Below are 26455 nucleotides of genomic sequence, written 5' to 3' on the forward strand. Positions count from 1 at the left end.
TCAAGATCGGGCACGCCAGAGTGCATTGAATTGGGTGGTGAAACTCTGGCTCATCAACTCGCGGCGCATCTCCCAATCCGGTGCCGCTGGCACACTGGCCGCGCGCATGGTGCCCGCGCCCCAGCGCCCGTTTATGTCATCCATCACCTGCATCAGGCGATCACAAGTCGGCGATTGTCTGGGGGCGAACAGGTCATCTGAAAACTCTCCCGGTTGGCACAGGTCCATCAACAACACCTCGGCCTTACTGTAGCGAAAGCCTGGACGAAAGATCGTGTCTACGGCCTCCAGCGCCATGCGCGTAAGCAGCCGTACGTCGTCGGTGGGGTAGGGCAGTTGCACCACTACGCCGCTGGCGTACTTGGCTTCTTCGGGGTTGAACATGCCGGTGCGGATGCTCACCCGCAGCTTGCGCGCCAGCGAGCGTTGCGCGCGCAGTTTCTGGGTGGCGCGCATGACGTAGGTCGCCACCGCCTGCCTGATCGGTTGCAACTCGCTGACCCGCTCGCCGAACATGCGGCTGCAGCAGATTTCCTGGCGCGGCGGCTCCTGCGCCTGCAGTTCCAGGCAGGGCGTGCCGGACAATTCGCGGGCGGTTTTTTCAACTACCACGCTGAACTGCTTGCGCAGGCTCCACGGGTCGGCCTGGGCCAGGTCCCAGGCGCTGCGGATGTTCAGCGCGGTCAGGTGCGCCGCCATGCGCGGGCCGATACCCCAGACGTCTGAGGCCTGGCACTTTTTCAGCACCCAGTCGCGCCGTACCGGGTCGCGCATGTCGTAGACGCCGCCGGTTTGCGCGGTCCAGCGCTTGGCCGCGTGATTGGCCAGCTTGGCCAGGGTCTTGGTGCCGGCGATGCCAACCCCGACCGGGATGCCGGTGTACTTGAGCACCCGCTCGCGGATGTCCCGGCCCAGTTGCTCAAGGTCGCCTGGCACGCCGCTGAGGTCGGCGAAGGCTTCGTCGATGGAGTACACCTCGCAAGCTGGGACCATACCTTCGATCACCGTCATCACCCGCTGGCTCATGTCGCCGTACAAGGCGTAGTTGGACGAGAACGCGACCACGCCATGACGGCGTAGTACATCCCGCACCTGGAAGTACGGCTGGCCCATCTTTACCCATTGCTTGGCCTCGGCGCTGCGGGCAATGACGCAACCGTCGTTGTTGCTCAGTACCACGATCGGCGTGCGTACCAGGTCGGGGCGGAACACCCGTTCGCAGCTGGCGTAGAAGCTGTTGCAGTCAATCAGGGCGAATACGGGTGAGGTGGAGGGTGGCATGGCGGCTTGTTTTAGCTGTATATGCATACAGTAAACAGTTGCGGTTTAATCCGGTCAAGCTGGCGGCGACCACCGGCCCGGGGTCGTCGGTAAAGTTGACTAGTGGATCAACAACAATCGCCAGTTAAATTGTGTACAGGAGATTGGCTAAAGATATAGATCCGTGCGGCCGAAACAGTGTGAGTAGCAGGTCGCCACTACTGCCCAGCAGCGGCCATTTGCCCCCGCCCTACATGGATGGTCGTGACAGTGAAAATAAAAACCAAATTGATCCTTGCCTTCGTCTCGGTAGCCTTTATCCCAGTCAGCGTGGTCGGGGTTATATCGGTGCTGAATATCCGCGCCGATGCACTTGAACAGTTTGTCGATGGCAGCACGCGGGAAATCCGCCAGATAGACGGCAACATGCGTCAGTTCTTTGATGCTACTACACAAAACGTCGATCAACTGTCCGCTGATCCTGTATACACTTCAGTAAGTACTTTAAAACAGTACACCAGTACCGACGCCGCCAGTCAGCCAATGCCGGCAGCAGCGCAGCAGGTCATTGATCAATTCGCCCGCTATGGTTCGACTCACCCGGCCGCGGCGATTCTGTCCATCGGCCTGGAAGACGGCAGTTACGCGAAATGGCCGGATGATCCCAAGCTTGCCAACTACGATCCGCGCACGCGGCCTTGGTACAAGGCGGCCATGGCCAGCCCGAACAAGACCGTGCGCACCGCTGCCTATTACTACGACAAGGACGATGTGGCGCTGGTCGGCACTGCGCGGGCATTGCTCGATGACGACGGCAAGCCCAAGGGTGTGTTCGTCGTCAGCGTCTCGCTGAAAAACCTCACCGAGCTGATCAAGAGCATCAAGCTCGGCGACAGCGGTTACGTGATGCTGGTCGAAGACGGCACGGTGCTGGTCGACCCACGCGACGCCAGCCACAGTTTCAAGCAGCTCAAGGACCTTGGCGAGCCTTACGCGCATCTGGCAGCGACCGCGCAGGGCTCGACTGAAGTCGAGATCGATGGCGTCAACTACATGGCCAACGTATGGACTTCGCCAGGCCTGGGCTGGCGCTTTGTCGGCCTGATCGAGAAGCAGGAAGTGATGGCTGCTGCCACGCGCATGAGCTATCTCACGGCAGTCATCGTCATCTTGCTTGCGCTGGTGTTTGCGGTGATCGCGGCGGCGTTCTCCAAGCTGATCGTCAAGCCCATCGGCCAGGTCAGCACCGGCTTGCAGTCGATCGCCGAAGGCGAGGGTGACCTGCGCCGAGATCTGCAGGTGCAGGGCAAGGATGAAACCGCCGAGCTGGCCGGCTGGTTCAACAAGTTCCTGGCGGCGATTCGCCAGCTGATCCAGCGCATCGGCGCTGCGTCGAGCAATCTTGAGGACGCTTCGCGGGTCAACAGCGAGGTGGCGAGCAACATGAACGAAGCCGCCGGGCGTCAGCGCGAAGCAGTCGAACTGGTGTCCACTGCATTCAACGAGATGGTCGCCACCGCCAACGAAGTTGCGCGCTCGTGCAGCAGCGCTGCCGATGCTGCCGAAAACGGCCACCGCCGTGTCGCTGAGGGCAAGCAACAGATCGAGCAGACCACCGCCAACGTCAACCGCCTCGGCATGCGCTTGAGCGAGTCGTCCCAGGCGATGGTCGAGCTGGAGCAGGGCAGTCGCAGCATCAACCAGATCCTCGGCACCATCCGCGCCATTGCCGAGCAGACCAACCTGCTGGCGTTGAACGCTGCGATCGAAGCTGCCCGCGCCGGTGATCAGGGCCGCGGCTTTGCCGTGGTGGCCGATGAAGTGCGCGCGCTGGCCAAGCGTACCGCTGACTCCACGGGCGAAATCGACCTGCTGCTCAATACCCTCGGCAGCAAGACTGCAGAGGTCTCGGAGAAGATGGACAGCTGCCTGGATCTGTCGCGGGCCAGCGTGTCGTCGATCGAGAGTGCGCGCGACAGCTTTGAAGGGATTCAGTTGTCGGTCAACGAAATCCGCGACCAGAACCTGCAGATTTCCGCAGCGGCGGAGGAGCAGCACAGCGTTGCCGAAGAGATCAACCGGCATATTCAGCAGATCTATGACGAAGCGCAGCTGGTCGAGGGCCTGGCCAGTTCGGCGCAGGCTGACTCCGGGCGGTTGTCGCAGCTGTCGCAGGAGTTGAATGGGTTGGTTGGGCGGTTCAAGTCCTGACATCTTGGTGGTCTGACAGATTTTGGGGGCACTACGCGGCCCCAAAATGTTCAAGTTCCCCACCCAATCTGTAAATTTCGTAAATAAGATTTAAAGTCATTTGAGAATCATTATATTCCACATCCCTATTGGCCCCCCAAGTACTGCTTGAGAGGCCGGAGGGTGTGGGCTCTTCGGTTTCCTGGTCGGGGTTGGCATTTGCCCATGATCAGGAGATGTGTCGATGCAATCCAGAACCTCACCCAATGGCCTGGCCCTGGCTTTTGTTGCCCTGGCCACACCAGCACTGCTGGTCGCGCCGGCTCACGCCGACGAGCAGCAAAACGCCGAGGTGCTGGACGTCCCGCTCGACAGCAATGCACTGATCATCCAGGACACTCTGGTTACCGCCGAACGTGAGGCGCGTCAGGCGCTCGGTTCGTCGATCATTACCGAAGAAGACATCAAGCGCCGCCCGCCCGCCAATGACCTGTCCGACATCATCCGCCGCGAGCCTGGGGTCAATCTGACCGGCAACAGCGCCAGCGGCGCGCGTGGCAACAACCGCCAGATCGACCTGCGTGGCATGGGCCCGGAAAACACCCTGATCCTGATCGACGGCAAGCCGTCCAATGCGCGCAACGCCGTGCGCTACGGCTGGAACGGCGATCGCGATACCCGCGGCGAGACCAACTGGGTGCCGGCCGAAGCGGTCGAGCGCATCGAGATCCTGCGGGGCCCGGCGGCGGCGCGTTACGGCTCCGGGGCCATGGGTGGGGTGGTCAACATCATTACCAAGCGTCCGACCGATGAGTTCAAGGGCAACGTCAACGTCTACACCCAGCTGCCGGAAGACAGCGCCGAGGGCATGAGCCGGCGGACCAACTTCAACCTCAGCGGTGGCCTGACCGAAAACCTTGGCTTCCGTCTGTTCGGCGGCCTGGCCAAGACCGATGCCGATGACCTCGACATCAATGCCGACGCGGCCAACAGTGCCCTCGTAGGCGGCCGCGAAGGGGTGCGCAACAAAGACATCAACGGCCTGCTGAGCTGGAAGCTCAACGACGAGCATCGCCTCGAGATGAGTAGCGGTTACAGCCGCCAAGGCAACATCTACGCCGGCGACACCATGAACAGCAACGGCGGCGGCAACGTTGATCTGATCTCCAGCCTGTACGGCAAGGAGACCAACATCATGCAGCGCAGCACCTACGACCTGACCCACCTGGGCGACTTCAGCTGGGGCACCAGCAAGACCGTGCTGGCCTACGAGTACGTGCGCAATTGGCGCCTCAACGAAGGCCTCGCCGGTGGCCCGGAAGGCGCGATCAACGACAGTGGTGCGGCTATGTCGCGGCTGCGCAACACGCGCCTGACCAGTGAGGTCAACCTGCCGTTCGCCATGGGCAGCACCGAACACGTGCTGACCCTGGGCGGCGAATACCTGTACGAGAGTCTCAACGACCAGGGCTCGTTCCGCCCGCAGAGCTTCGACCCGAGCGGCAGCGGCGGCGATGCGATCAGTGGCTTTGATCGCAGCAACTCGAAGATGACTGCCAAGAGCTACGCGCTGTTCGTCGAAGACAACGTCATCATCGGCGACACCACCGTCACCCCCGGGCTGCGCCTGGATCACCACGAAGCCTTCGGTGACAACCTCAGCCCAAGCCTGAACCTGTCGCACAAGCTGACCGAGGCGCTGACCGTCAAGGGCGGCATTGCCCGTGCCTACAAAACGCCGAACCTGTACCAGTACAACTCCAACTACCTGCTGTACAGCCGCGGCAACGGTTGCAGCGTCGGCCAGACCAACTCCGGTGGCTGCTACCTGCAGGGCAACAGCGACCTCAAGCCGGAAATCAGCGTCAACAAGGAAATCGGCCTGCAGTACGACCGCGGCACCTGGCGCACCAGTGCGACGTACTTCCGTAACGACTACCAGAACAAGATCATCGGTGGCACCGACGTGATCTATGCGATCAACAGTGGCCGTCGCGTTACCCAGTGGGAAAACGCCGGCGAAGCGCGGGTCGAAGGCATCGAGGGCAACTTCTTCATCGAGCTGAGCCCGACGCTCGATTGGAACACCAACCTGACCTGGATGCTCGACAACGACAACCGTGAAACCGGCGAGCCGCTGTCGGTGATCCCCGAGTACACGGTCAATACCACCCTCGACTGGCGCGCCACCGACAAGCTGTCGTTCCAGCTCGCCGGCACCTACTTCGGCAAGCAGAAATCGCCAAGCTACAACTACCGCACCCAGCAGGACTACGACCTGGAAGCACAGCAGGATGTGGAAGCCTACGGCCTGGTGGATATCAGCACCGGCTACAAATTCAACCAGAACTACGATGTGCGCGTGGGCGTGAACAACGTCTTCGACAAGCAGATCCTGCGCGGCGGCAACGCCAGCAGTTCCGGCGCCAACACCTATAACCAGCCTGGGCGCGCCGTGTTTGCCTCGTTGAATATTTCGTTCTGATCGATCGGCACAAGGACCTTCTGATGAGCGAAACCCCAACCTGGCTGCGCATCCTGTCGCGCAGCGGCGCAGCCCTGTTGGGTGGCTACGCCTTCAGTTATGCCAGCACCGCCTGCCTGGCGCGGATCCTGCCGCTGTCGCCGGCGGACGCAGTGATCGTCGCCACGCTGCCGGCGTTCGTCTTCTATACCCTGGCGATTCTCTGGGCCTTCGCCAGCCGTGACGCGCTGCGCGCCTGGGCGCCACTGGCGCTGGCGGTGCCGTTGGCGTTGATTGGCTTCTGGCCGCAGGCGCTGCGGTGGCTGGCATGAAAAACACCTTCACTCAATCGATGGCCTGGCTGCACACCTGGGCCGGGCTGATCTTTGGCTGGCTGCTGTTCGCGATCTTTGTCACCGGCACCCTGGCGGTGTTCGACAAAGAGCTCAGCCACTGGATGCAGCCAGAAATCCCGGCAAGTACAGTGTCCCAGGCCGATGCCGCCAAGCGCGCGATCAGTTACCTGCAACAGCACCAAGCCAACGCCGGCAACTGGGGTATCAGCTTGCCGACCGAACGCTCGCCGGGCTTGAGCGTCTCCACCGGCGATCGCCGCCACGGCGTGGTGGTGCCGCTCGACCCGAACAGCGGCGAGCCGCTTGCCGTACGTGACAGCGTCGGCGGCAACTTCTTCTTCCGCTTCCACTTCACCCTCGACCTGCCGCGCAACTGGGGCATCTTCGTGGTCGGCGCGCTGGCGCTGGTGATGCTTGCGGGGTTGATCAGCGGCATCGTCATTCACAAGAAGATCTTCAAGGAGTTCTTTACCTTCCGCCCCGACAAAGGCCAGCGCTCGTGGTTGGACTTTCACAACGCCAGCGCGGTGTTGCTGCTGCCGTTTCACTTGATGATCACCTACACCGGCCTGGTGATTTTCATGATGATCTACATCCCCGCAGGCGTGGACGCGGTGTTCGAGGGCGACAGCCGGGCGTACTTCCAGGCCCAGGGCAATGCCCGTGTGGAACAACCGCGACGGCTGGCCAAGACGCCCGCCGATCTGGTCGAACTGGCGCCGCTGCTGGCCCAGGCCGAAGCCCGTCTCGGGCCAATTGGCAGCATTGGCATTCGTAACCCGAACACCGCCGCGGCGCTGATCGAAGTGCGGCCGGTGCTGGGTAACCGCATCGCGCTGACCAAAGGCAATGCAATGGTGTTCGACGGTGTCAGCGGCAGGCTGCTCAGCGACGTCCCTGAGCTGCGCCCGGCGCCGCTGACTCAGCGGGTCATGGCCGGGCTGCATTTTGCGCAGTTTGGTGGTTACCCGATGCGCTGGCTGTACTTCATCTGCGGCTTGATCAGCTGCGCAATGATCGCCAGCGGGCTGGTGCTGTTTTGCGTCAAGCGTGGGCGCAAATATGCCCCTGCCGACAGCCGTGCCGATGCGGCGGCGCGACGTTGGTATCGCGTGGCTGAAGTGTGCAACGTTGGCTTTATCAGCGGCCTGATGGTCGCCTGTGTCGGCTTACTGTGGGCCAGCCGACTGTTGCCAGCGGAGCTGGCGCAACGTGAGGCTTGGGAAGTGCGGGCGTTCTTTGGCCTGTGGCTGCTGGCGTTGCTGCATGCCGGCGTACGCCCTGCCAAACAGGCATGGGTCGAGCAGTTGGCACTTTGCGCCGTGCTGTGCGGTGGTCTGGGTGTGCTGGGTATCTTTGCCGGCGGCGTCGACCACCTGCGCCTGGGTGTCGAGGTCACGGGCCTGGTGTTGGGTATTGGCCTGGCCTTGGCGGCATGGCGTGCGGCGTGCCCCAAACCGGTGGTGGTCAAGCCGCGCGCGGCGCGCACAATGGAGGCCAAGGCATGATCAGTCTGGTGACGGGTAGCCTGCTGTTTGCCTATGCCGGCATGCTCGGTTTGTGTCAGGGGCTGGAGCGCCATTACAAACAGGTGTGGCAACGGTCACCGTCGCCAGCGCTGCGCCTGAGCCTGCGCGCGCTGGGCTGGCTGGGGCTGCTGTTGAGCTTGCTGCTGTGCGCTCAGGCCTGGGGCTGGGCGATGGGCGCGGTGGCCTGGTTTGGGGTGATCTCGCTGGCGGCGGTAGTGCTGGTGATGCTGCTGCCGTACTGGCCCAGGTTCGCCGTAGCGCTGGTGGCGGCAATACCGGTGTGGGGTGTGCTGCACCTGTTCGGTTGATCAGGCCAGCACGCCGCAGTCCTGCAGCCAGTGCTCGAAGCACTCAAACGTAGCGATGGCGGCGGCCACCGTCTGCGGGTGACTGGCGGCAGGCTGGTCGAGGCGCTGCAGGAAACTGCGCCAGTGCGCACCGGTCAGTGGCCCGTACACGTCGAGAAAGCGCGCGCCGTGGTCGCTGTCGATCCCCAGGCGCTCGGCCATCGCCCGCTTGAGCACCTGACCGCCCAGGGTCGAGCCTTCGATCACATACATTACGCCGAGCACGCTGGCTTCATCGGCAGTTGCCGGCAGCGCCTGACAGCGGGGCAGGGCGGCAACCTCTGCGCGGCTCAGGCCCAACGCCAGAAGGTCATGTTCGAGCACTGCGGTCTTGGCCCGCTCGCTGTCTTGATGATCTGCCAGTAGCGCTTGTAGCGGGGCATGGAAGCCATAGTAAGCCTGCATCAGCCGTCGATAGGCAGGCAGGTCGAAGTCATCACGGAAAAACGGCAAGCGGGCTTCCAGACGCTGATGACAGGCTTGGGTACCTGCGCGCAGTGCGAGCAGAAGCGGGCTGGGGGTGTGGGGCATGGGCGGCTCGGGTAGAAGGGTATGGCATCTAGACAGCATCCTACCGCAAGGTGGCGGTGGCAGCGTAGTATCAGCGCGCCTGAAGCCTGCGTTGGAGGACACCGGTGAAAGCTGTTCGCTTGACCTTGATCTGCCATGGACTGACCGATGCCCAGCGGCTCGGCCGTATGGCCTGCCCTGATGATGCGCTGCTGGCGCTGCCCTCTGCCGCTGAGCTGATGGCTGATTACACGCAGGTATTGTCAGCGCCCGAGCGCCGCACCCTCGACACCGCCGGTGTGCTGGGCGATCAGGTGATGATTGAGCCAGCCTTGGCCGACGCTGATCCGGGTCGCTGGCAGGGATTGACGCTGAAACAGTTGCAGCGCGAGCAGCCGGATACGCTGGCGCAGTGGCTGAGCGATCCCTACAGTGCCCCCCACGGCGGCGAATCCCTGGCTCAGCTGAGCGAACGAGTGGCCGCTTGGCTTGCGGCATTCAATAGCCCTGGCTCGACCTTGGCAGTGACTCATCCTCAGGTGATCAGGGCTGTGCTTGGGCAACTGCTCGACTGCCCGCTGGCTGCTCTGCAGCGCATCGATGTACTGCCCCTGGCAAAACTTCAGTTGAGCTTCAACGGGCAGTGGCGAGTGCGTTTGCTGTGACCTGACGCAAATCCTGGCAACGCCCGGTTGCACTTGGCGGCGCATCTGCAATGATCGCCAGGCCCGTTCAGGGCACCTCAAGGACTGCACAGGAATCAGCATGATGCACGTAACCCTCCCATGCCGGGCAGCCCTGCTCGGCCTCGCGTTGCTGCCGAGCCTGGCCGTAGCGGCTGGCCCGGAGCCGGTACCGGTATATCGGCAGATCAAGGACTGGATCGTTGGCTGCGACAACACCCGCGCCTGTACCGCCGTCGCCGCAGCGCAGGAAGATGCCAACTCGCTGTGGCTGGTGGTGCACCGCGAGGCTGGTCTGAACGGTGCGCTGAGCCTGCGCGTGGTCGGCGGCGCGGCCTGGGACTCGCTACCGCTGCTCGACGGCCAGCCGTTGACGGCCAGCTGGCACAAGGAGCGCGACGAATATCAAACCGTCCTGCAGTTGGACGGTGAGGCCGGCGCCGCGCTCGTGCGCCAGTTGCGCAACGGCGAGCGCCTGACAGCGGCCAGCAGCGACGGCGAGTTGCAGGCATCGCTGCTGGGCATCAGTGCGGCGCTGCTGCTGATCGATTCGGTGCAAGGCCGTATCGGCCATGCCAGCGCATTGGTGCGCCCCGGCGCTGCCGCAGATGCCAGCGTGCCACCAGCACTCACTATGGCCAAGCTGCCGCTGTTCAACGCAGCGCCCGCGCTGGACCCTGAGCAGGCTACGCAGATGCGTAGCGCGGTCATGGCCAAAGCCAAGGCCGACGGCGATGTATTTGATCAAGAGGGTGTGCGCAGCCTCGAACTACAGCCACTCGACAACCATTACGCGCTGGCCCTGATCAGTTCGGAATGCGGCGCCTACAATTGCTCGTACACGCTGTACCGGGTTGGCCGCGCAGCGCCTTACATGATCAGCGAGCTACCGTTCGAGGCGCCGGCAAGTGAGGTGGTCGACAGCCGCTTGACCGGTTATGTCGCGTTCGATTCGAACAGCGGCGAGCTGTATGGCTTCGACAAAGGCCGCGGAATTGGCGACTGCGGTGTCAACGAGATCTGGCGCTACGACGGTGAGCGCATGCGCTTGCTCAGCCTGGCCAAGATGGACCGCTGTGCGCAGGTTTCTTCGGAATACTGGCCGGTGCTGTGGCGCGCCGGCAAGTAACGGCAGGGGCTGCGCTGCAGCCCCGGGAGAAGGTCAGAACGCCAGCTTGTAACCGATCAGCAGCAGCATCGCCGCCAGGCATGGGCGCAGGACGTTGTCGGAGATGCGCCCGCTGAGGTGGCTGCCCAGGTAGATGCCCGGCAGCGAGCCCAGCAACAGATAACCGAGCAGCGACCAGTCCATGTTGCCCATGCCGGCATGGCCAAGGCCCGCGACCAGCGTCAGCGGCACGGCGTGAGCGATCTCGGTGCCGACCAGGCGGCGGGTAACCAGGAACGGGTACAGCAGGAACAACGCTACCGTACCCAGGGCACCGGCGCCGATCGAGGTCAGGGTCACCATCACGCCGAGGATCACCCCGGTGAACACGGTCAGGCCGTTGAGGGTGCGATCGCTGAGGTGATAGTGGTCGCCGGCATGGCGGCTGGCAAAGGCCTGCAGGCGCGATTTGAACAGCAGCGCCAGCGCGGTCAGGATCAGCACCACAGCCAGGCCTTGCTTGATCACCGCATTCAGCGCCGAGGTGTCGGCATGCAGCGTGCTGAGGAACCACAGGGTAACTGCTGCCGCAGGCACACTGCCCAGGCTGAGCCAGCCGGTGATCTTCCAGTCGATGTTCTTGTTGCGCCCGTGCACCCAGACGCCACTGGCCTTGGTGATAGCAGCATAGAGCAGGTCGGTGCCCACGGCAGTTGCAGGGTTGACGCCAAACCAGAGCAGGATCGGCGTCATCAACGACCCGCCGCCAACGCCAGTCATGCCAACGATGAAACCTACGATTAGCCCTGCAATGGTGAAACCGAAAGAACCTACATCCATACGTTACTCGACTGCCCAACTTGCCCGTGATCGGATGAGCGCAAGCATATAGGTAGTTGATATAGCCAAATAGATTTGTTGGTTATTAGGTTATAACCGGGTGCGGGAGGGTGTTGCGGGCGAGTCCCGCGCCGTAGCTGGCGCGGGGCTTTTTTACGCGGGGCTGGATCAGATACGGAAACTGCCGACCAGCTGCTTCAGACGCCCAGCCTGCTGGCTCAGCGCATCGCAGTGCTGCAGGGTCTCGTTGAGGTTCTGCACGCCTTGCTGGTTGAGGGTGTTGATCTGGGTGATGTCCAGATTGAGGCTCTCGACCACGGCGGTCTGCTCTTCGGTGGCGGTGGCCACCGACTGGTTCATGCCGTCGATTTCACCGATCCGCTGCGTGACGCTGGCCAGCCGCTCACCGGCTTTGTTGGCGACCTGCACGGTCTGCTCACTCGAGACCTGGCTGGCGTTCATGGTGTGCACCGCCTCACGCGAACCGACCTGCAGGCTGGTGATCATGCGGTGAATCTCTTCTGCCGACTCCTGCGTACGGTGGGCAAGATTGCGCACCTCGTCGGCAACCACGGCAAAGCCACGGCCGGCTTCACCGGCGCGGGCAGCTTCGATGGCAGCGTTGAGTGCAAGCAGGTTGGTCTGCTGGGAAATCCCTTTGATCACATCAAGGATCTTGCCGATGTCGTCAGTGCTGGTGTTGAGGATTTCGATCTGCTCGCACGACTCGCTGATCTTCAGCGACAGTGCGGTCATCGCCGTGATGGCATCGTCGACCACCTGGCGGCCGTCATGGGCCTGGTCGCTGGCGCCGCTGGCATGTTGCGAGGCGTCGGCGGCGTTGCGGGCGATTTCCTGGGTCGCGGCACCGAGCTGATTGATCGCCGCCGCGACGCTGTTGGTGCGCATGCTTTGCTCTTCCGAGCCGCTGATCGAGGCATTGGAGGCGCTGACGACTTTTTCCGAGAGGTCATGGACCAGGCGGGTGGCCGAGGACACCTCGCTGATCGAGGCATGGATACGCTCGACGAAGCGGTTGAACGAGGTCGCCAGTTCGCCGAACTCGTCCTGGTTCTGCACGGTGAGGCGGCGGGTCAGGTCGCCTTCGCCTTCAGCGATGTCGCGCATGGCGCGGCCCATGGTGGTCAGCGGGCGCATCAATACCGGGATCAGCAAACCGAGCAGACCGGCGATGGCCGCTACGGCAACCAGCATGGCAATGATCGCCGAGGTGCGGAACTGGCTCAGCGCCGCATAGGCCTTGTCCTTGTCGATGGACAGGCCGATATACCACTTGGCCGAAGGCAGGCCGTTGATCGGGGCGAACGAGATCAGCCGCTCCTGGCCATCGAGCACCACGTCCTGCATGCCTGGCTCGACGCGCAGGTTGGCGGCTGGATAGATGTCCTTGAGGTTTTTCATCACCTGGGTCTTGTCCGGGCTGACGATCACTTGGCCGTCGCGGTCGGCCAGAAACGCATGGCCGATGCCGCCGAAGTCGACCGAATTGATGATCTCGACCAGGGTGTCGAGCGACAGGTCGCCGCCGATCACACCGAGCAGTTGGCCGTCGGCCTTGGCTTTGACCGGGGTGGCAATGGTCACCACCAGGCCGCCGACGGCGCTCTGGTAGGGCGGCGTCAGCAGAGTCTGGCCGGCGCTGACAGCGGCGCTGTACCAGGGGCGCTGACGCGGGTCGTAGGTGTCAGGCATCTTCTCGTCAGGGCGCTGGGTGAATACGCCATTGGTCTGGCCCAGGTAGGTGAAGAGGAAGTTGCGGGTGTACGAAGGCTGGCCGATCAGTCCGGCCAGGTTACTGCCAGCACCTTGTTCGGCAATGTCTTCAGCGAGGTTTTCCAGCACTAGGATGCGTCCACTCATCCAGTTTTGCACGCTGCTGGCAGTCAAGGCGCCGGCCTGCTGCACCGACGATTCCAGGTTCTGGCGGATCGTACTGCGCTGCAGGTAGTCGTTGTAGAGGGTGAACAGGGCAAATGCCAGCACCACGACACCGCAGGCACTGAGGAGAATCTTGTGGCGGAACTTCAGGTTCATGTTTCGAGACCTTGAGCCATGTTGAGAGGACGCCGGGCGCTTGTGACGCGATGACGGCTTACTTGATTTCTATCGGCTCAAGCTGGATAAAGCTGATAGGGCAGTGCGGCTTTATTTAGTGCATGGCGACGGACGGTGAGCGTGGGCTGGTTTGCCTTGCGGCTAATGCTCGGTCAACAACTCGACCAGCATTCGCGCGCCCTGCGCCAGCGGCTGCTGTTTGCTCCAATAAGCATGCACGGGCAGCTCCAGGGCGTTCTGGGTATTGCCGAAATCCAGCTGCAGCAAGCGCCCGGCGGCGACCAGGGGGCTGACTCGGGAGGCCGGGAAGTCACCCCAGCCCAAGCCTGCTTCGACCATCTGCAGGGCCAGATCGAGGCTGTTGCTGCGCCAGTGTGCGGCGCCGATCAGCGTGCGTGGATCAGCCAGTGGCAGCTCGCTGCTGCAGACCAGAATCTGGCGCACATTGACCAGGTCTTCGAGGTAGCGGATGCGCTTGCCGTTCAGGGCCGGATGATGCGGTGCCAGGGTTGCCAGTAGAGACTCCTTGCCGATGTTGTGAAAGCTGCGACGCGAGTCGACCTTGAGCTCGGCAAACGCCAGGCACAGGCTCACCCGTGCACTGTCGAGCAAGTGCAGGGCCTCATCCTGCGGCGCGCTGATCAGCTCAACGTCGAGCAGCGGGTAGCGTGCGCTCAAGGTCGCAATGGCTTGCAGCAGGGGTTGGTGGTCGATGTCCGGCACTACCGCAATGGCCAGGCTGCTTTCCAGCCCTCTGGACAGCTCCAGCGCATGCACCTGCAAGCGGCCCAGCTGGTCGCCGATCAGCCGTGCATGAGGCTCGAGTGCGAGTGCTTGCGGGGTAGGGCGGGCCTCACGCGGGCCTCGCTGAAACAGCGGGTAGCCAAGCTCAGCTTCGAGATTGCCGATTGCCATGCTCACCGCCGATGGCACCCGGCGCAAGGCGCGGGCGGCGGCCGAGAACGAGCCGTGGTCGAGGACGGCAAGAAACAACTGAATCGTATCGCTGGAAAAATTCATGATTGGGTAGGCTCCTGTCAGCAAAGCTGATAGCAGCTGACTTTTCCTGTCAAGTCTGCTGAAGCATCCTGTGCGCCTTCGGTGAACGCAACACTTGAGGTAAACGCTGTGCAAGGTGTCAAACGCAAACTGGTCTACGTGACTTTCTATGAGCTGATCGGCCTGTGCATGTCGACACTCGGGCTGGCGTATCTGTCCGACACCCAGGCGTCACATACCGGGCCGCTGGCGGTGATGATCACCACGATCGCGATGCTCTGGAACCTGATCTACAACAGCCTGTTCGAGTACTGGGAGGCGCGCCAGAGCAAGCGCGGGCGCAGCGTGGCGCGGCGGCTGGCGCATGCCATTGGTTTTCAGCTGACCCTGGTGGTGTACCTGATCCCGCTGATTGCCTGGTGGCTGGACATGACCCTGCTCGAAGCACTGGTGGTAGATCTCGCGTTCATTATCTTGGTGCCGTGCTACACCTTTGCCTACAACTGGGCCTTTGATCGCCTGTTCGGCCTGCCCACCTCGGCCATGGCTACTGCTTGAGCAGCAGGCCATCCTCGATCTGCCCCGACAGGTAATACACCCCAGACATCGCCCCACTCTGGCGGTTGTCCATCAGCTCGCGCCACTCCTGGTTGAGGGCAACGTTGAGGATCACCCGCAGTTGCTCGACCATCTGCGGTTGTTCTTGGTCATGGCTGATCATCGCGATGCCGGTGGCGGCTACCGAGATCAACGCCCCGGCGGCCTTGCCCACCGCCGCCGCGACCGCACTGGCAATACCGCGTGGGGCGAGGGTGGCGCTGAGCTTTTCACTGGCGCGAGTGGCCACAGACGACAGGCCGAGCTGAGTCTGGCTGGCGAGTTTGGCTGCCTGTTGATTGAGGTGCAGGTGCAGCGCAAGCCAGGCTGGTTGCTGTGCCAGGGGTTTGGCTCTGAGCAGTTGATAGAGGCTGGCATCCCGAGCAGCGGGTGGGCCCAGTGCGATTGCCTTGACCCGCGTGAGGCGTTGGCTGAGCTGGTCGGGCGGGGCGTTGTAGCGCTGGATGATGGCCGTCAGTTGCTGGGCAAACAGTTGCAGGTACAACTCGCTGGCGCGGTCACGGATGGCTTCGGGGTTGATCTCCCGTGCCACCGGCTCGAGTACGCGCCGGTGATACTGCTCCTGCAGATACAGCGCCAGGCGCTTTTCGGGTGGCTCGGCACCGTTGCCGCTGTTCATCTTGTACCAGGCGACTTTTAGGGTCAGCCACTGTTGTGTCCAGTAGCCGGTGAACCACGGGATGAAGTCGCTTTCGGTGCGTTTCTGCACCTCGTCCTTCCACACCCGCATCGAGCGCCGCGCATAGTCGTTGGCCGAGCCGGTGGCAGCCAACGAGGCGTTGATCAGTTCGCGATCGACCTGCTGCCAGGCACCGACACTCAGAAAGACCGGGGGCGGCGCAGTGGGCCGCTTGCCGGCGCAGCCGTTTACCGCCAGCACCAGGCAGAGCAAGAGCAAGCCACCACGCGCATTCATGCCGGCGCCTCCTTGTGAAGAGGCTGATGGGATCAGCTGATTATAGGTAGGCAGCGGCCCCGCGGCGGTTTTTGCTAAAGGCTGTGGTCCTGGCCGAGATCGAGCTTGGCTTCGAGCCGGTCCAGATGCTCGTGCATCAAGGTCAGCGCCGCGCTGCTGTCGCCACTTTCGACGGCATCGATGATCGCGGCGTGCTCTTCCCAGGCGCAGTGGTCGCAGCAGGGTGACTCATAGCGGGCGATGATCAACGAAGTCATCGGCACCAGGCCATTGAGAAAGCGCGCCAAGGGTGCGTTGGCAGCCATCTGCGCAAGCTTCAGGTGGAACTCGCCGCCGAGGCGGATCGCCGTGCAGCGCTCGCCCTGTTCATGGTGCTGGCGCTCGCGCTCGACCAGTTGCCGTAGTTGCCGGATCTGATTGGGACGGGCCCGTTGGGTCGCCAGGGTGATCAGGGTGGTTTCGGCCAGGCGGCGGGCGCTGAGCACTTGCCGCGCCTGTTGCGGGTCGGGTGCGGCCAGGTGCGCGGTGTGGCTTGGACGCTGCACCACCACTTGCTGATCGGACAAGCGCCCAAGCACCCGCCGGATCACCGTGCGGCTGACGCCAAAGGCGTCGCCCAGGGCCTGTTCCGGCAGTGCACTGCCAGGTGGCAGGCGCTGTTCGAGGATGGCGTCGAACAAGCGTGGGTAGATTTGCTCGGCAGAGAGGCGGGTCTCGCCGGCACCGAGCAGGGCAGGCAGGGGCTTGGCGGCGTGGGCGCAAGCGGTCATGGTCGCTCTCCTGGAGTCATGGGCCGGGGTGTTCGTCCGGGATATTCAGTTCGATACCCATGCGCTGGCCTTCCTGAAGGATGTGCCGACGCATCTGGGCACTGGCCTGGGCGCTGTTCTTGTCACGGATGGCACGCACTACCGCTTCGTTCTCACGCAGGCGCGCAGTCAGGTGCTCGGGCGAATTGCGCAGCATGTCGGCGCTTTGCTTGAGGGCATTGCCGGTCTGTTGCACCACGCTCTGGAAAATCGGGTTGGTGGTCAGGGCAAACAGCTCCTGGTGGAAGGCGATGTAGGCGTTGACGCCGGCTTCGCTGTCGCTGGCGTCAAGCGCCTCGCGCATGTCCATCAGGGTCAGGCGTAGTTGGCCTATGTCCTGGCTGTTGGCCGACTGCGCGACCAGGCCGACGATAAACGGCTCAAGGGTGTAACGCAGTTCGAGCACGTCGGCCAGACTGGCAGCGCCGACGGCGTCGCCGACCGGCTCTTGCGCTGCGGCGGCGTCAGCGTCCAGAACCAGCACCCCTTTGCCCGGTAGCGAGCGCACCAGGCCGAGGGTTTCGAGGACGGTTACCGCTTCGCGCAGGCTCGGCCGGCTGATGCCCATCTGTTCGGCCAGCTCGCGCTGGCCGGGCAGCATCTCGCCGCTGCGCCACTGGCCGCGGGCCAGCGCCTGACGCAATTTTTCCACTACTGATGTGACCACGGTCGATGAACTGATCATTGGTCGTTTCCTGATAAAAGTTGCATAACGCTCCTGAAGCAGGCCGGCATCGCTGCCGGCCTGTATCAATCAGAACTCCTGTTGATGGGCGATGGGTTGTTTGCGCGGCTGGTGGGCAAAGCCCGGTTTGCCGCTGAGCACGTTATTGGCGCGCTCCAGGTCGATGTCTTTTTCCCAGCGGGCGATGGCCACGGTGGCGACGCAGTTGCCGATCAGGTTGGTCAGGGCGCGACCGATGCCCATGAACCAGTCCACTGCCAGCACCAGCACCAGGCCAACCACCGGGATCGCCGGCACAGCGGTCAGCGTGGCTGCGAGGATCACAAGTGCCGATCCGGGGATGCCGTGGGCGCCTTTGGAGGTGACCAGCGATACCAGCAAGATGGTCATCAGGTCAGTCATGGCCAGCGGCGTGCCGGTGGCATTGGCGATGAACACGATGGCCAGGGTCAGGTAGATCGAGAAACCGTCGAGGTTGAACGAGTAGCCGGTAGGGATCACCAGGCCTACCGTCGAGCTGCCGATACCGAGGTGCTCGAGCTTGCGCATGATCTGCGGCAGTACAGCGTCGGACGAAGCGGTGCCCATGACGATGGTCAGCTCTTCACGCAGGTACTTGATCAGTGGCAGCAGGCGCAGGCCCGACAGGCGCATCACGGTGCCGAGCACGACCAGCACGAAGCCGGCGCAGGTCAGGTAGAACAGCGCGACCAGGCCGCCCAGGTGGTGCAGTGACTCCAGGCCATATTTGCTGGTAGTAAAGGCGATTGCGCCGAATACGCCAATCGGCGCCAGGCGCACGATCATGCCCATGATGCGGAAGATCACGTGGCTGAGTTCGTTGATCAGTCGCGAGATGCCGGACGCGGCTTCACCAACCAGGTTCAGGGCACTGCCGAACAGCACCGAGAACAGCAGCACCTGCAGGATGTTGTTGTCGGCGAAGGCGCCGATGACCGAGGTCGGGATCAGGCCCATGAGGAAGGTGGCGGTACTGTGGACCTGCTGGCCACGATCGGCGAGGCCATTGGCGTCGGCAACAGACAGTTGATCCAGATGGATGTTGGCGCCGCTACCGATGCCGGTACTGAAGGCGAACACCAGGCCGATGACCAGGGCAATAGTTGTCAGTACCTCGAAGTAGATGACCGACTTGAGGCCGATGCGCCCGACCTTTTTCAGGTCGCCGGCACCGGAAATGCCACTGACCACCACGCAGAACACGATCAGGCCGATGAGCATCTTGATCAGCTTGATAAAGCCGTCGCCGAGGGGTTTCAACTGGAGGGAGACCTCAGGGAAGCTGAGGCCGCAAACGATACCAAGGGCCAGCCCTAGCACCACCTGAAGGAAAATCGAACGCGAGCACCACTTAAGCATGGGAGGAGTCTCAGATCGGTGTCCTTGCTTCGATGGAGCAGCGGGCCAAAGAGCGCAGGACTTAATTATTGTGGTCTTACCGGTTTGTTCAGTGCCCGATCATAAAACCGCGAAATTTCCTACATTGCAAGTGAATTTGGCCTGACCGGTCTGACCAGTTGCGAGCTATTGCATTTAGCCGCTCTGGCGCGGGAAATTACCTATGCAAAAGCTCGCGCCAGAGCAATTTGCTGTGTAAGGCATGGCAGATGCCGCTTGGACCCAAACGGCGCTAGCCAGTACGCTGATGCTTTGGCCTCATTTCCATTCTCGGCATGGACACGTAGAATCCGCCGCTTTTGCTTGAGCGGCCGTCTAATCTGTATGGATGGAGCGGTTCAAGCGCTGGGCCAGGATGGCATATGGACGATAACTACCGCGCGGCCGTGGACGCGGCCGCGATTTTTTCCGAAGCCGACCTGAGCGGGCGTATCACCTACGTCAACCAGCAGTTTTGCAGCATCTCCGGCTACAGCCGGGAGGAACTGCTCGGCGCCAACCACCGGATCCTCAATTCGGGCCTGCACGAGCCTGAGTTCTTCCTCGATATGTGGCGCGCGCTGGTGGCCGGGCAGGTCTGGAAAGGCGAGATCTGCAACCGTGCCAAGGACGGTTCGTTGTACTGGGTCGACAGCACCATGGTGCCATTGGTTGATCCGGCGTCGGGCAGGGTTCGCAAGTACGTTTCGATTCGCTTCGACGTGACCGAAAAGCGCCAACTGCTGCACACCCTGCAGTGGCGGGTCGGACACGATGTGTTGACCGGGCTGCCCAATCGCGCCTACCTGTCCGATCTGCTCAATCAGGCCCTGGCCTTTTCTCGCAGAGAGAACATTCCGTTGGCCGTGTGCATGCTTGATCTGGACCGGTTCAAGGCGGTCAATGACGGCTACGGGCATGCCGCGGGTGACCGGTTGCTGGTAGAAGTGGCGAGCCGTCTGCAAAACATCTTGCGCGCAGGGGACTCGGTGGCGCGGCTGTCAGGGGATGAGTTTGTGCTGATCCTGCGCCATGTAAAGGACAGTGACCAGCTGCATGCAGGCCTGCAGCGCATCCTCGATGCCCTGGCGGCACCGTACCCGTTACGCGAGCAGACCGTGATCGTCAGTGCGAGCATCGGCGTTACCCTGTTTCCGCAGGATGACGAGGATGCCGACACCCTGGTGCGCCACGCCGATCAGGCCATGTATGTCGCCAAGCAGCGCGGGCGTAACCGTTACCACCTGTTCGACGTGACGCAGGAGCTTGAACTCAAGGCCACTCACCAGACTGTGGCGCGGGTTCGCCAGGCCCTGCATGACGGTGAGCTGTGCCTGCATTACCAGCCCAAGGTGAATATGCGCAGCGGTGAAGTGCTGGGCTTTGAAGGGCTGCTGCGCTGGCAGCACCCGCTCAACGGAATGGTGATGCCTGGGGATTTTCTGCCATTGGTCGAGCAGACCGACCTGATCGTCGAACTGGGCGAATGGGTGATCGAGCAGGCCTTGAAGCAATTGCAGAGCTGGCACACGCAAAGTCATCAATGGTCGGTCAGCGTCAACATCGCCGCGCGTCATTTGCAGCGCGCTGATTTTGCCGAGCGTCTGGAGCAATTGCTGGCGCGCCATGCCTCGGTCGATCCGGCGCTGCTGGACCTGGAGATCGTCGAGTCGGTCGCCATCGAGAATATCCAGCACGTAAGCCAATGCCTGGCGGCTTGTCAGGGCCTTGGGGTGCGTTTCTCGCTGGACGACTTCGGTACCGGCTATTCCTCGCTCAGCTACCTGAAGCGATTGCAGGCGCAGACGATCAAGATCGACAAGTCGTTCGTCCGGGACATTTTGCATGATCAGGATGACCTGGCTCTGACCCGGGCGGTGATCGGCTTGGCTCGGGCCTTTGGCCGCGAGGTCATCGCCGAGGGTCTTGAGACTCACGAGCATGGCCTGGTATTGATGGCGCTGGGCTGTGATCTGGCTCAGGGGTATGCGATTGCACGGCCCATGCCGGCGGAGGATGTGCTGGTGTGGGCGCACGGCTACGTGCAGCCAGAGCAGTGGCCTGGTGGAGTGCTCAAGCGCATCTGATGAACTGGGCTCAAAAAAACGGCACATGAGTGCCGTTTTTCACGCTGTAACAGCCGTGGCCACCGTTGGCGTTGACCTTATTTATGCAGCTCTTGCGCCGCATACAAGGTGTTTTCCAGCAGGCAGGCGCGAGTCATCGGCCCAACGCCGCCTGGTACCGGCGTAATCCAGCCGGCACGGGGCAGGGCAGTCTCGTAGACCACATCGCCGACCAGTTTGCCGTCTTCCTGGCGGTTGATGCCGACGTCGATGACGATCGCGCCCGGCTTGATCCACTCACCCTTGACCAGGCCCGGCTTGCCCGCCGCAACCACGACCAGATCGGCGCGGCCGACGTGTTCGGCCAGATCCTTGGTGAAGCGGTGAGTGACGGTCACGGTGCAGCCGGCCAGCAGCAGCTCCATCGCCATCGGCCGGCCAACGATATTCGAGGCGCCGACGACCACAGCGTCCATCCCGTACAGGTCCTGGCCGGTGCTTTCAAGCAGCGCCATGATGCCTTTCGGGGTGCATGGGCGCAGCAGCGGGATGCGCTGGGCGAGGCGGCCGACGTTATACGGATGGAAACCGTCGACGTCCTTGTCAGGGCGAATCCGCTCGAGCAGCAGCGAAGCGTCGAGGTGCGCCGGCAACGGCAGCTGCAGGAGGATGCCGTCGACTGCGGCGTCCTCATTGAGCTGGTCGATCAGGTCGGTCAGCGCTTGCTGGGAGGTTTCGCTGGGCAGGTCGAACGCCTGGGAGATAAAGCCGACCTCTTCGCAGTCCTTGCGCTTGTGCGATACATAGACTTGGGAGGCGGGATCGGTGCCGACCAGGATCACTGCCAGGCCTGGCGTGCGCAGGCCTTGCTGGCGGCGCTCCACGACCTGTTGAGCGATCTGCTGGCGCAGGTTGGCGGCGATCGCCTTGCCATCGATAAGGTGTGCAGTCATAGACGCGTGATTAACCATCGAGAAAGAAACAGATAGAATGGCGCATTCTCGCACGACACGGCCCGAGGGCAAAGGCGGGTGGTCGGGCAAATCCTCTAACTCCTTCAATAATTTCGATTTTTTAGAGAAAGGTGTTGACGCTTTTACAGCTCGTCTATAACATTCGGCGCACTTGTCGGGCACAGCCTATCACTGGTTGGCGAAGTCGGGCAGAATGGGTGGTTCGCAGCGTTGCTGCCAGCCCCTGTGAGGTTAGGCAGATTGCTTATGTGCCCGTAGCTCAGCTGGATAGAGCATCCGCCTTCTAAGCGGATGGTCGCAGGTTCGAGTCCTGCCGGGTGCGCCATTAGGCAGCTTAGGCACGCAAGTGATGCAGTAACGTAATGCCGCTATATGGTGGGCGTAGCTCAGTTGGTAGAGCGCCGGATTGTGATTCCGGTTGTCGTGGGTTCGATTCCCATCGTCCACCCCATATTTTTCGAAGGCGCCTTGATTGAACAATCTGGCGCCTTTGATTTAAGTGTTGCATGCGGATGTGGTGGAATTGGTAGACACACTGGATTTAGGTTCCAGCGGCGCAAGCTGTAAGAGTTCGAGTCTCTTCATCCGCACCATGCTTCAAGGTTTCAACGCAGTACCGCACTATGGTGGGCGTAGCTCAGTTGGTAGAGCGCCGGATTGTGATTCCGGTTGTCGTGGGTTCGATTCCCATCGTCCACCCCATATTTATATTAAAGGCGCCTCGATCGAATGATCAGGCGCCTTTTTTTTGCCTTCATTTCGGGGGGGGGGGGCCGTCATTTGGCTGGCGCCGCCTTCGCATGATGCAGGCTGTCGGGGGGTGGCTTGCGCGAATAATCTGTTGAATCTATTAGTTTTTTATTCTTGTTGGTCGGTTTCTTGCTAGGTGGGAGGTCTGCCGCTGGTCTACTGGCGCGCCACTCTCGTGCATACAAGGATCAACCATGAAAGTCTGCCATACCAATCGAGACAACTTTTATCGTTTGCTGGGTGCAGTATTCCAGTCGCTTGAAAAGCGCCCATTGGTGGCGGAGCTGGGTGTGCTCCGCGGGGAAAACGCATTGAAGATGTATGCGGCCATGGAGCCGGAACGTATGGTTCTGATTGACAGCTGGAGCGCTGCGGCCAACGATGCCTACAGCCCATTCGACGAGCTGCCGGAGTGGGTCGCACCGGTTGATGCCTACGAGTACTACTATGGCGGCTCTATGCACGACCCGGCGACCTGGGATGCGCTCTATGACGAGTGCGCAGCGAAGTTCGTCGACAAGCCGGAAGTGAGCATGATCCGGGCCGATACCATCAGTGCCATCGACAAGGTCCGTCAACAAACCGGCATTCATCAGTTTGACCTGGTGTATGTCGATGCCAATCATCAGTACGAATACGTCCTGCGCGATATGATGCGCTATCAGGAGTTTCTCGGTGAAGATGGCATCATGATGCTCAATGATTGCTGTCACAGCGTCATGGGCACCAAGCAGAATCTGGGTGTTCTCGAGGCGTTGGGCAGTTTCATGAAGCGCACCGACTTCATCCCCGTCGCAGTCACCAATACGGATTGGTCAGACGTGATTCTTGTGCGCCGCAATTCCAGGCTGGTGCAATTGTTCGATGTGGCGCTGACCAACTCCGACGTGCCCTATGTAGAGATCCCACATCAGCTGATTACAGCGGCACGTGTAGTCTACGGCGCGCAGCGTCATAACATCAGTTTCGTCTGATCGCGCCCATTATTGCCGCAAAGGTCTTGGGCGGCCCCTGCTGATTGGGGGGGGGCTAGCCCGCAGGTGCACCTCGGGCCGCTCGTGCTCGGCGTCTGCAGCCTCTGGACGCGCTTTGACACGATAGTGACAAGCGCACGCTGCGCTGGTGACAATTCAGTAAAAGCTGATAGATTTCAGCTGGTTGAATTGCGGCCAGCTGCCGCCAGAGGAAATACCCGATGATAGCCAAAGAAGCTCGCCAGGCGCTGGCACTGCAACGTTTTGCCGAGGCCAATCCGCAGATGCTCGAAGAGATCCGCGAATTGAACCCGCGCGAGCAGGCTCAGCAGATCCAGTGGGCCTTTGATGATGCAGCGCAGGAGCAGGGCATCGAGCCCTGGGAACTGACCCTGCAACTGGTCGCTCAGAGCCCTGAAGAACTGCACGCCATGCGTCTTGAGGTGCACCGTGAGGTGGCCGAGGCGTTGGGCATGGTGTGGGATGAGTACTGCGCGTTCAACGAGATCGACCCCGAGCGCGGCTGATTGCCGCCGTGTTTGTTTGACAAGGTTTTTCAGTCAAGGGCTGCGGCTGCCTGCGTGCAGCCCTTTATAGATGAGGCCTGGCGCATTTTGCGCAGGGTTTTCCATGAAATCGATCGGCGAGGTTTCCCGTCGTCTTGAGTGGGGTGACTTCTGGTGCGTGAGTCACTAGAATGCTTGCCCTTGATTCTGGAGTCGGGCTTTCGCCGGCTAACGTCTGTGCAACGAGGAATATCCATGCAAGTTTCGGTTGAAAACACTTCCGCTCTCGAGCGCCGCATGACCATCGCCGTCCCGGCCGAGCGCGTCGAGACCGAAGTCAACAAGCGTCTGCAGCAGACTGCCCGTCGCGCCAAGGTTGCGGGCTTCCGCCCTGGCAAGGTGCCAATGAGCGTGATCCGCCAGCGTTACGAAGAAGCTGCCCGTCAGGAAGCCTTCGGTGACCTGGTTCAGTCGTCCTTCTACGAAGCTGTGGTTGAGCAGAAGCTGAACCCGGCTGGCGCCCCGGCCGTTGAGCCAAAGTCCTTCGAAAAAGGCAAGGACCTGGAATTCGTTGCCATCTTCGAAGTGTTCCCAGAGTTCACCGTTGCCGGCTTCGACTCGATCAACGTCGAGCGTCTGAGCGCCGAAGTGGCTGATGCTGACCTGGACAACATGCTGGAAGTCCTGCGCAAGCAGAACACCCGCTTTGAAACTGTCGAGCGCGCTGCGCAGATCGACGATCAGGTCAACATCGACTTCGTCGGCAAAGTTGACGGTGAAGAGTTCGCCGGTGGCTCGGCCAAGGGCACCCAGCTGGTACTGGGCTCCGGCCGCATGATCCCAGGCTTCGAAGATGGCCTGGTAGGCGCCAAAGCTGGCGAAGAGCGCGTTGTCAACGTGACCTTCCCAGAGGACTACCAAAACCTCGATCTGGCTGGCAAAGCTGCTGAGTTCACCATCACCGTGAACAGCGTTTCGGCTCCCCAGCTGCCTGAGCTGAACGAAGAGTTCTTCGCCCAGTTCGGCATCAAGGAAACCACGCTGGAAGGCTTCCGCACCGAAGTTCGCAAGAACATGGAGCGTGAACTGCGCCAAGCGATCAAGACCAAGGTGAAAAACCAGGTCATGGACGGTCTGCTGGCCGCCAACCCGATCGAAGTGCCAAAAGCGCTGCTGGAAAACGAAGTCAACCGTCTGCGCGTACAGGCTGTTCAGCAGTTCGGTGGCAACATCAAGCCTGAGCAACTGCCGGCCGAGCTGTTCGAAGAACAAGCCAAACGCCGCGTCGTGCTGGGTCTGATCGTGGCTGAAGTGGTCAAGCAGTTCGACCTCAAGCCTGACGAAGGCAAGGTCCGCGAGATGATCGAAGAAATGGCTTCCGCTTACCAGGAGCCTGAGCAGGTCATCAGCTGGTACTACAAAAACGACCAGCAGCTGAACGAAGTGCGTTCGGTTGTGCTGGAAGAGCAAGTTGTAGATACTGTCCTGCAGAAAGCGACTGTGACCGACAAATCGGTCTCGTACGAAGAAGCAGTAAAACCAGCACAGGCTCCTGCCGAAGCTGAGTAATCTGCAGCTCTCGTAGGAAACCACCACAAGCCAGCCTTCGCGCTGGCTTGTGCGTATTCAAGCCATGACTATTTGGGAGTGAGTGCAGGACATGTCCCGCAATTCTTATATTCAGCAGAGCTCTGACATCCAGGCCGCAGGCGGTCTGGTCCCGATGGTTGTCGAGCAGTCCGCTCGCGGCGAACGCGCCTATGACATCTACTCGCGCCTCTTGAAGGAGCGGGTGATCTTCCTGGTAGGTCCTGTAGAAGACTACATGGCCAACCTGGTAGTGGCGCAGATGTTGTTCCTCGAAGCGGAAAACCCGGACAAGGATATCCATCTCTACATCAACTCACCGGGCGGTTCAGTGACTGCGGGTATGTCGATCTACGACACCATGCAGTTCATTAAGCCGGATGTCTCCACCATCTGCATCGGCCAAGCCTGCAGCATGGGTGCCTTCCTGTTGACCGCGGGTGCCAAGGGCAAGCGTCACTGCCTGCCGAACTCGCGCGTCATGATCCACCAGCCGCTTGGCGGCTTCCAGGGTCAGGCCACCGACATCCAGATCCACGCCCAGGAAATCCTCAGTATCAAGGCCCGTCTCAACGAGCTGCTGGCCTACCATACTGGCCAGGATCTCGAGACGATCCAGCGTGATACTGAGCGTGACAACTTCATGAGCGCGCAGCGCGCGGCCGAGTACGGCCTGGTCGACTCGGTATACGACAAGCGGCAGCTGGCGTCCTGATCCTCAGGGCCAGAGCAGGCAGGCGTCAAAAGCGCCTGCCTGCGGACTTGAAAAAGCCCGCAATTGCCTTCATCTTGTGTTGCAAGCCTACCGGA

At 61.6% G+C, this 26455-nt stretch carries 23 protein-coding genes and 4 tRNA genes; 17 read left to right on the forward strand and 10 right to left on the reverse strand.

The window, feature by feature from the left end:
- A complete protein-coding gene (locus FW789_RS02125) occupies positions 1-1281 on the reverse strand; it encodes a Y-family DNA polymerase (RefSeq protein ID WP_207073005.1) in 1281 nt (426 codons plus the stop codon).
- Positions 1282-1530: 249 nt separating this feature from the next.
- Here FW789_RS02125 and FW789_RS02130 point away from each other — a divergent pair, with 249 nt between their 5' ends.
- The 5 genes from FW789_RS02130 to FW789_RS02150 all read left to right on the forward strand — a co-directional run bounded on the left by FW789_RS02130 (position 1531) and on the right by FW789_RS02150 (position 8107).
- Positions 1531-3471 (forward strand): methyl-accepting chemotaxis protein, encoded by a 1941-nt coding sequence (locus FW789_RS02130; RefSeq protein ID WP_446430817.1) that lies wholly within the window; start codon positions 1531-1533, stop codon positions 3469-3471.
- A 223-nt stretch (positions 3472-3694) separates the two neighbouring features.
- The gene (locus tag FW789_RS02135; RefSeq protein ID WP_186699416.1) at positions 3695-5935 is read left to right on the forward strand and encodes a TonB-dependent siderophore receptor; all 2241 of its coding nucleotides are present in this window, start codon (positions 3695-3697) and stop codon (positions 5933-5935) included.
- 23 nt (positions 5936-5958) lie between these two features.
- The gene (locus FW789_RS02140; protein WP_186699414.1) at positions 5959-6246 is read left to right on the forward strand and encodes an iron transporter; all 288 of its coding nucleotides are present in this window, start codon (positions 5959-5961) and stop codon (positions 6244-6246) included.
- A complete protein-coding gene (locus tag FW789_RS02145) occupies positions 6243-7778 on the forward strand; it encodes a PepSY-associated TM helix domain-containing protein (RefSeq protein ID WP_207073007.1) in 1536 nt (511 codons plus the stop codon). Before FW789_RS02140 ends, FW789_RS02145 begins: the two co-directional genes overlap by 4 nt.
- Positions 7775-8107, forward strand: coding sequence for a DUF3325 domain-containing protein (locus FW789_RS02150; RefSeq protein WP_207073008.1), 333 nt, complete (start codon positions 7775-7777; stop codon positions 8105-8107). The genes FW789_RS02145 and FW789_RS02150 overlap by 4 nt, the downstream gene beginning before the upstream one ends.
- Here FW789_RS02150 and FW789_RS02155 read toward each other — a convergent pair whose 3' ends face one another.
- Positions 8108-8677 (reverse strand): biliverdin-producing heme oxygenase, encoded by a 570-nt coding sequence (locus FW789_RS02155; RefSeq protein WP_446430818.1) that lies wholly within the window; start codon positions 8675-8677, stop codon positions 8108-8110.
- A 104-nt stretch (positions 8678-8781) separates the two neighbouring features.
- Here FW789_RS02155 and FW789_RS02160 point away from each other — a divergent pair, with 104 nt between their 5' ends.
- Complete coding sequence (locus tag FW789_RS02160; RefSeq protein ID WP_186699406.1) at positions 8782-9321, forward strand: histidine phosphatase family protein; 540 nt, start codon at positions 8782-8784, stop codon at positions 9319-9321.
- A gap of 103 nt (positions 9322-9424) precedes the next feature.
- Positions 9425-10468 (forward strand): DUF1176 domain-containing protein, encoded by a 1044-nt coding sequence (locus tag FW789_RS02165; RefSeq protein ID WP_446430819.1) that lies wholly within the window; start codon positions 9425-9427, stop codon positions 10466-10468.
- A 33-nt stretch (positions 10469-10501) separates the two neighbouring features.
- Here the strand turns inward: FW789_RS02165 and FW789_RS02170 are convergent, their stop codons facing one another.
- The 3 genes from FW789_RS02170 to FW789_RS02180 form a co-directional block, all read right to left on the reverse strand.
- The gene (locus tag FW789_RS02170) at positions 10502-11287 is read right to left on the reverse strand and encodes a sulfite exporter TauE/SafE family protein (RefSeq protein WP_103437975.1); all 786 of its coding nucleotides are present in this window, start codon (positions 11285-11287) and stop codon (positions 10502-10504) included.
- 168 nt (positions 11288-11455) lie between these two features.
- Positions 11456-13342, reverse strand: a complete 1887-nt coding sequence (gene mcpA / locus FW789_RS02175; protein WP_446430820.1) for a methyl-accepting chemotaxis protein McpA — start codon at positions 13340-13342, stop codon at positions 11456-11458.
- Positions 13343-13504: 162 nt separating this feature from the next.
- On the reverse strand, positions 13505-14383 hold the full coding sequence (locus FW789_RS02180) for a LysR family transcriptional regulator (RefSeq protein WP_186699400.1): 879 nt from the start codon (positions 14381-14383) through the stop codon (positions 13505-13507).
- Positions 14384-14491: 108 nt separating this feature from the next.
- Here FW789_RS02180 and FW789_RS02185 point away from each other — a divergent pair, with 108 nt between their 5' ends.
- The gene (locus FW789_RS02185) at positions 14492-14920 is read left to right on the forward strand and encodes a PACE efflux transporter (protein WP_150570772.1); all 429 of its coding nucleotides are present in this window, start codon (positions 14492-14494) and stop codon (positions 14918-14920) included.
- Here the strand turns inward: FW789_RS02185 and FW789_RS02190 are convergent.
- The 4 genes from FW789_RS02190 to FW789_RS02205 all read right to left on the reverse strand — a co-directional run bounded on the left by FW789_RS02190 (position 14910) and on the right by FW789_RS02205 (position 18770).
- Positions 14910-15896, reverse strand: coding sequence for a hypothetical protein (locus FW789_RS02190; RefSeq protein ID WP_446430821.1), 987 nt, complete (start codon positions 15894-15896; stop codon positions 14910-14912). The genes FW789_RS02185 and FW789_RS02190 overlap by 11 nt on opposite strands.
- Before the next feature lie 74 nt (positions 15897-15970).
- Positions 15971-16666, reverse strand: coding sequence for a GntR family transcriptional regulator (locus FW789_RS02195; protein ID WP_446430822.1), 696 nt, complete (start codon positions 16664-16666; stop codon positions 15971-15973).
- Between the two features lie 16 nt (positions 16667-16682).
- Positions 16683-17390 carry a FadR/GntR family transcriptional regulator gene (locus FW789_RS02200; RefSeq protein ID WP_103437971.1) on the reverse strand — a complete coding sequence of 236 codons (708 nt, stop codon included), beginning with the start codon at positions 17388-17390 and terminating at the stop codon, positions 16683-16685.
- Positions 17391-17459: 69 nt separating this feature from the next.
- Positions 17460-18770, reverse strand: coding sequence for a C4-dicarboxylate transporter DctA (locus FW789_RS02205; RefSeq protein ID WP_103437970.1), 1311 nt, complete (start codon positions 18768-18770; stop codon positions 17460-17462).
- Between the two features lie 401 nt (positions 18771-19171).
- On the opposite strand from FW789_RS02205, the gene FW789_RS02210 reads away from it, so the two are divergent.
- A complete protein-coding gene (locus tag FW789_RS02210) occupies positions 19172-20875 on the forward strand; it encodes a putative bifunctional diguanylate cyclase/phosphodiesterase (protein ID WP_446430823.1) in 1704 nt (567 codons plus the stop codon).
- A gap of 77 nt (positions 20876-20952) precedes the next feature.
- On the opposite strand, the gene folD is transcribed toward FW789_RS02210, so the two are convergent.
- A complete protein-coding gene (folD, locus tag FW789_RS02215; RefSeq protein WP_101321083.1) occupies positions 20953-21807 on the reverse strand; it encodes a bifunctional methylenetetrahydrofolate dehydrogenase/methenyltetrahydrofolate cyclohydrolase FolD in 855 nt (284 codons plus the stop codon).
- Positions 21808-22076: 269 nt separating this feature from the next.
- On the opposite strand from folD, the gene FW789_RS02220 reads away from it, so the two are divergent.
- The 8 genes from FW789_RS02220 (at position 22077) to clpP (ending at position 26360) form a co-directional block, all read left to right on the forward strand.
- Positions 22077-22153, forward strand: a tRNA-Arg gene (locus FW789_RS02220).
- 50 nt (positions 22154-22203) lie between these two features.
- A tRNA-His gene (locus FW789_RS02225) sits at positions 22204-22279 on the forward strand.
- 57 nt (positions 22280-22336) lie between these two features.
- A tRNA-Leu gene (locus FW789_RS02230) sits at positions 22337-22421 on the forward strand.
- A 33-nt stretch (positions 22422-22454) separates the two neighbouring features.
- Positions 22455-22530, forward strand: a tRNA-His gene (locus FW789_RS02235).
- 242 nt (positions 22531-22772) lie between these two features.
- The gene (locus tag FW789_RS02240; protein ID WP_186699395.1) at positions 22773-23552 is read left to right on the forward strand and encodes a class I SAM-dependent methyltransferase; all 780 of its coding nucleotides are present in this window, start codon (positions 22773-22775) and stop codon (positions 23550-23552) included.
- Positions 23553-23773: 221 nt separating this feature from the next.
- A complete protein-coding gene (locus FW789_RS02245) occupies positions 23774-24079 on the forward strand; it encodes a DUF6388 family protein (RefSeq protein WP_207073014.1) in 306 nt (101 codons plus the stop codon).
- Positions 24080-24313: 234 nt separating this feature from the next.
- The gene (gene tig, locus FW789_RS02250) at positions 24314-25627 is read left to right on the forward strand and encodes a trigger factor (protein ID WP_103437967.1); all 1314 of its coding nucleotides are present in this window, start codon (positions 24314-24316) and stop codon (positions 25625-25627) included.
- A gap of 91 nt (positions 25628-25718) precedes the next feature.
- A complete protein-coding gene (gene clpP / locus FW789_RS02255; RefSeq protein WP_101321077.1) occupies positions 25719-26360 on the forward strand; it encodes an ATP-dependent Clp endopeptidase proteolytic subunit ClpP in 642 nt (213 codons plus the stop codon).
- Positions 26361-26455: the final 95 nt, after the last annotated feature.

The sequence above is a fragment of the Pseudomonas sp. 1121_17 genome (assembly GCF_052850745.1).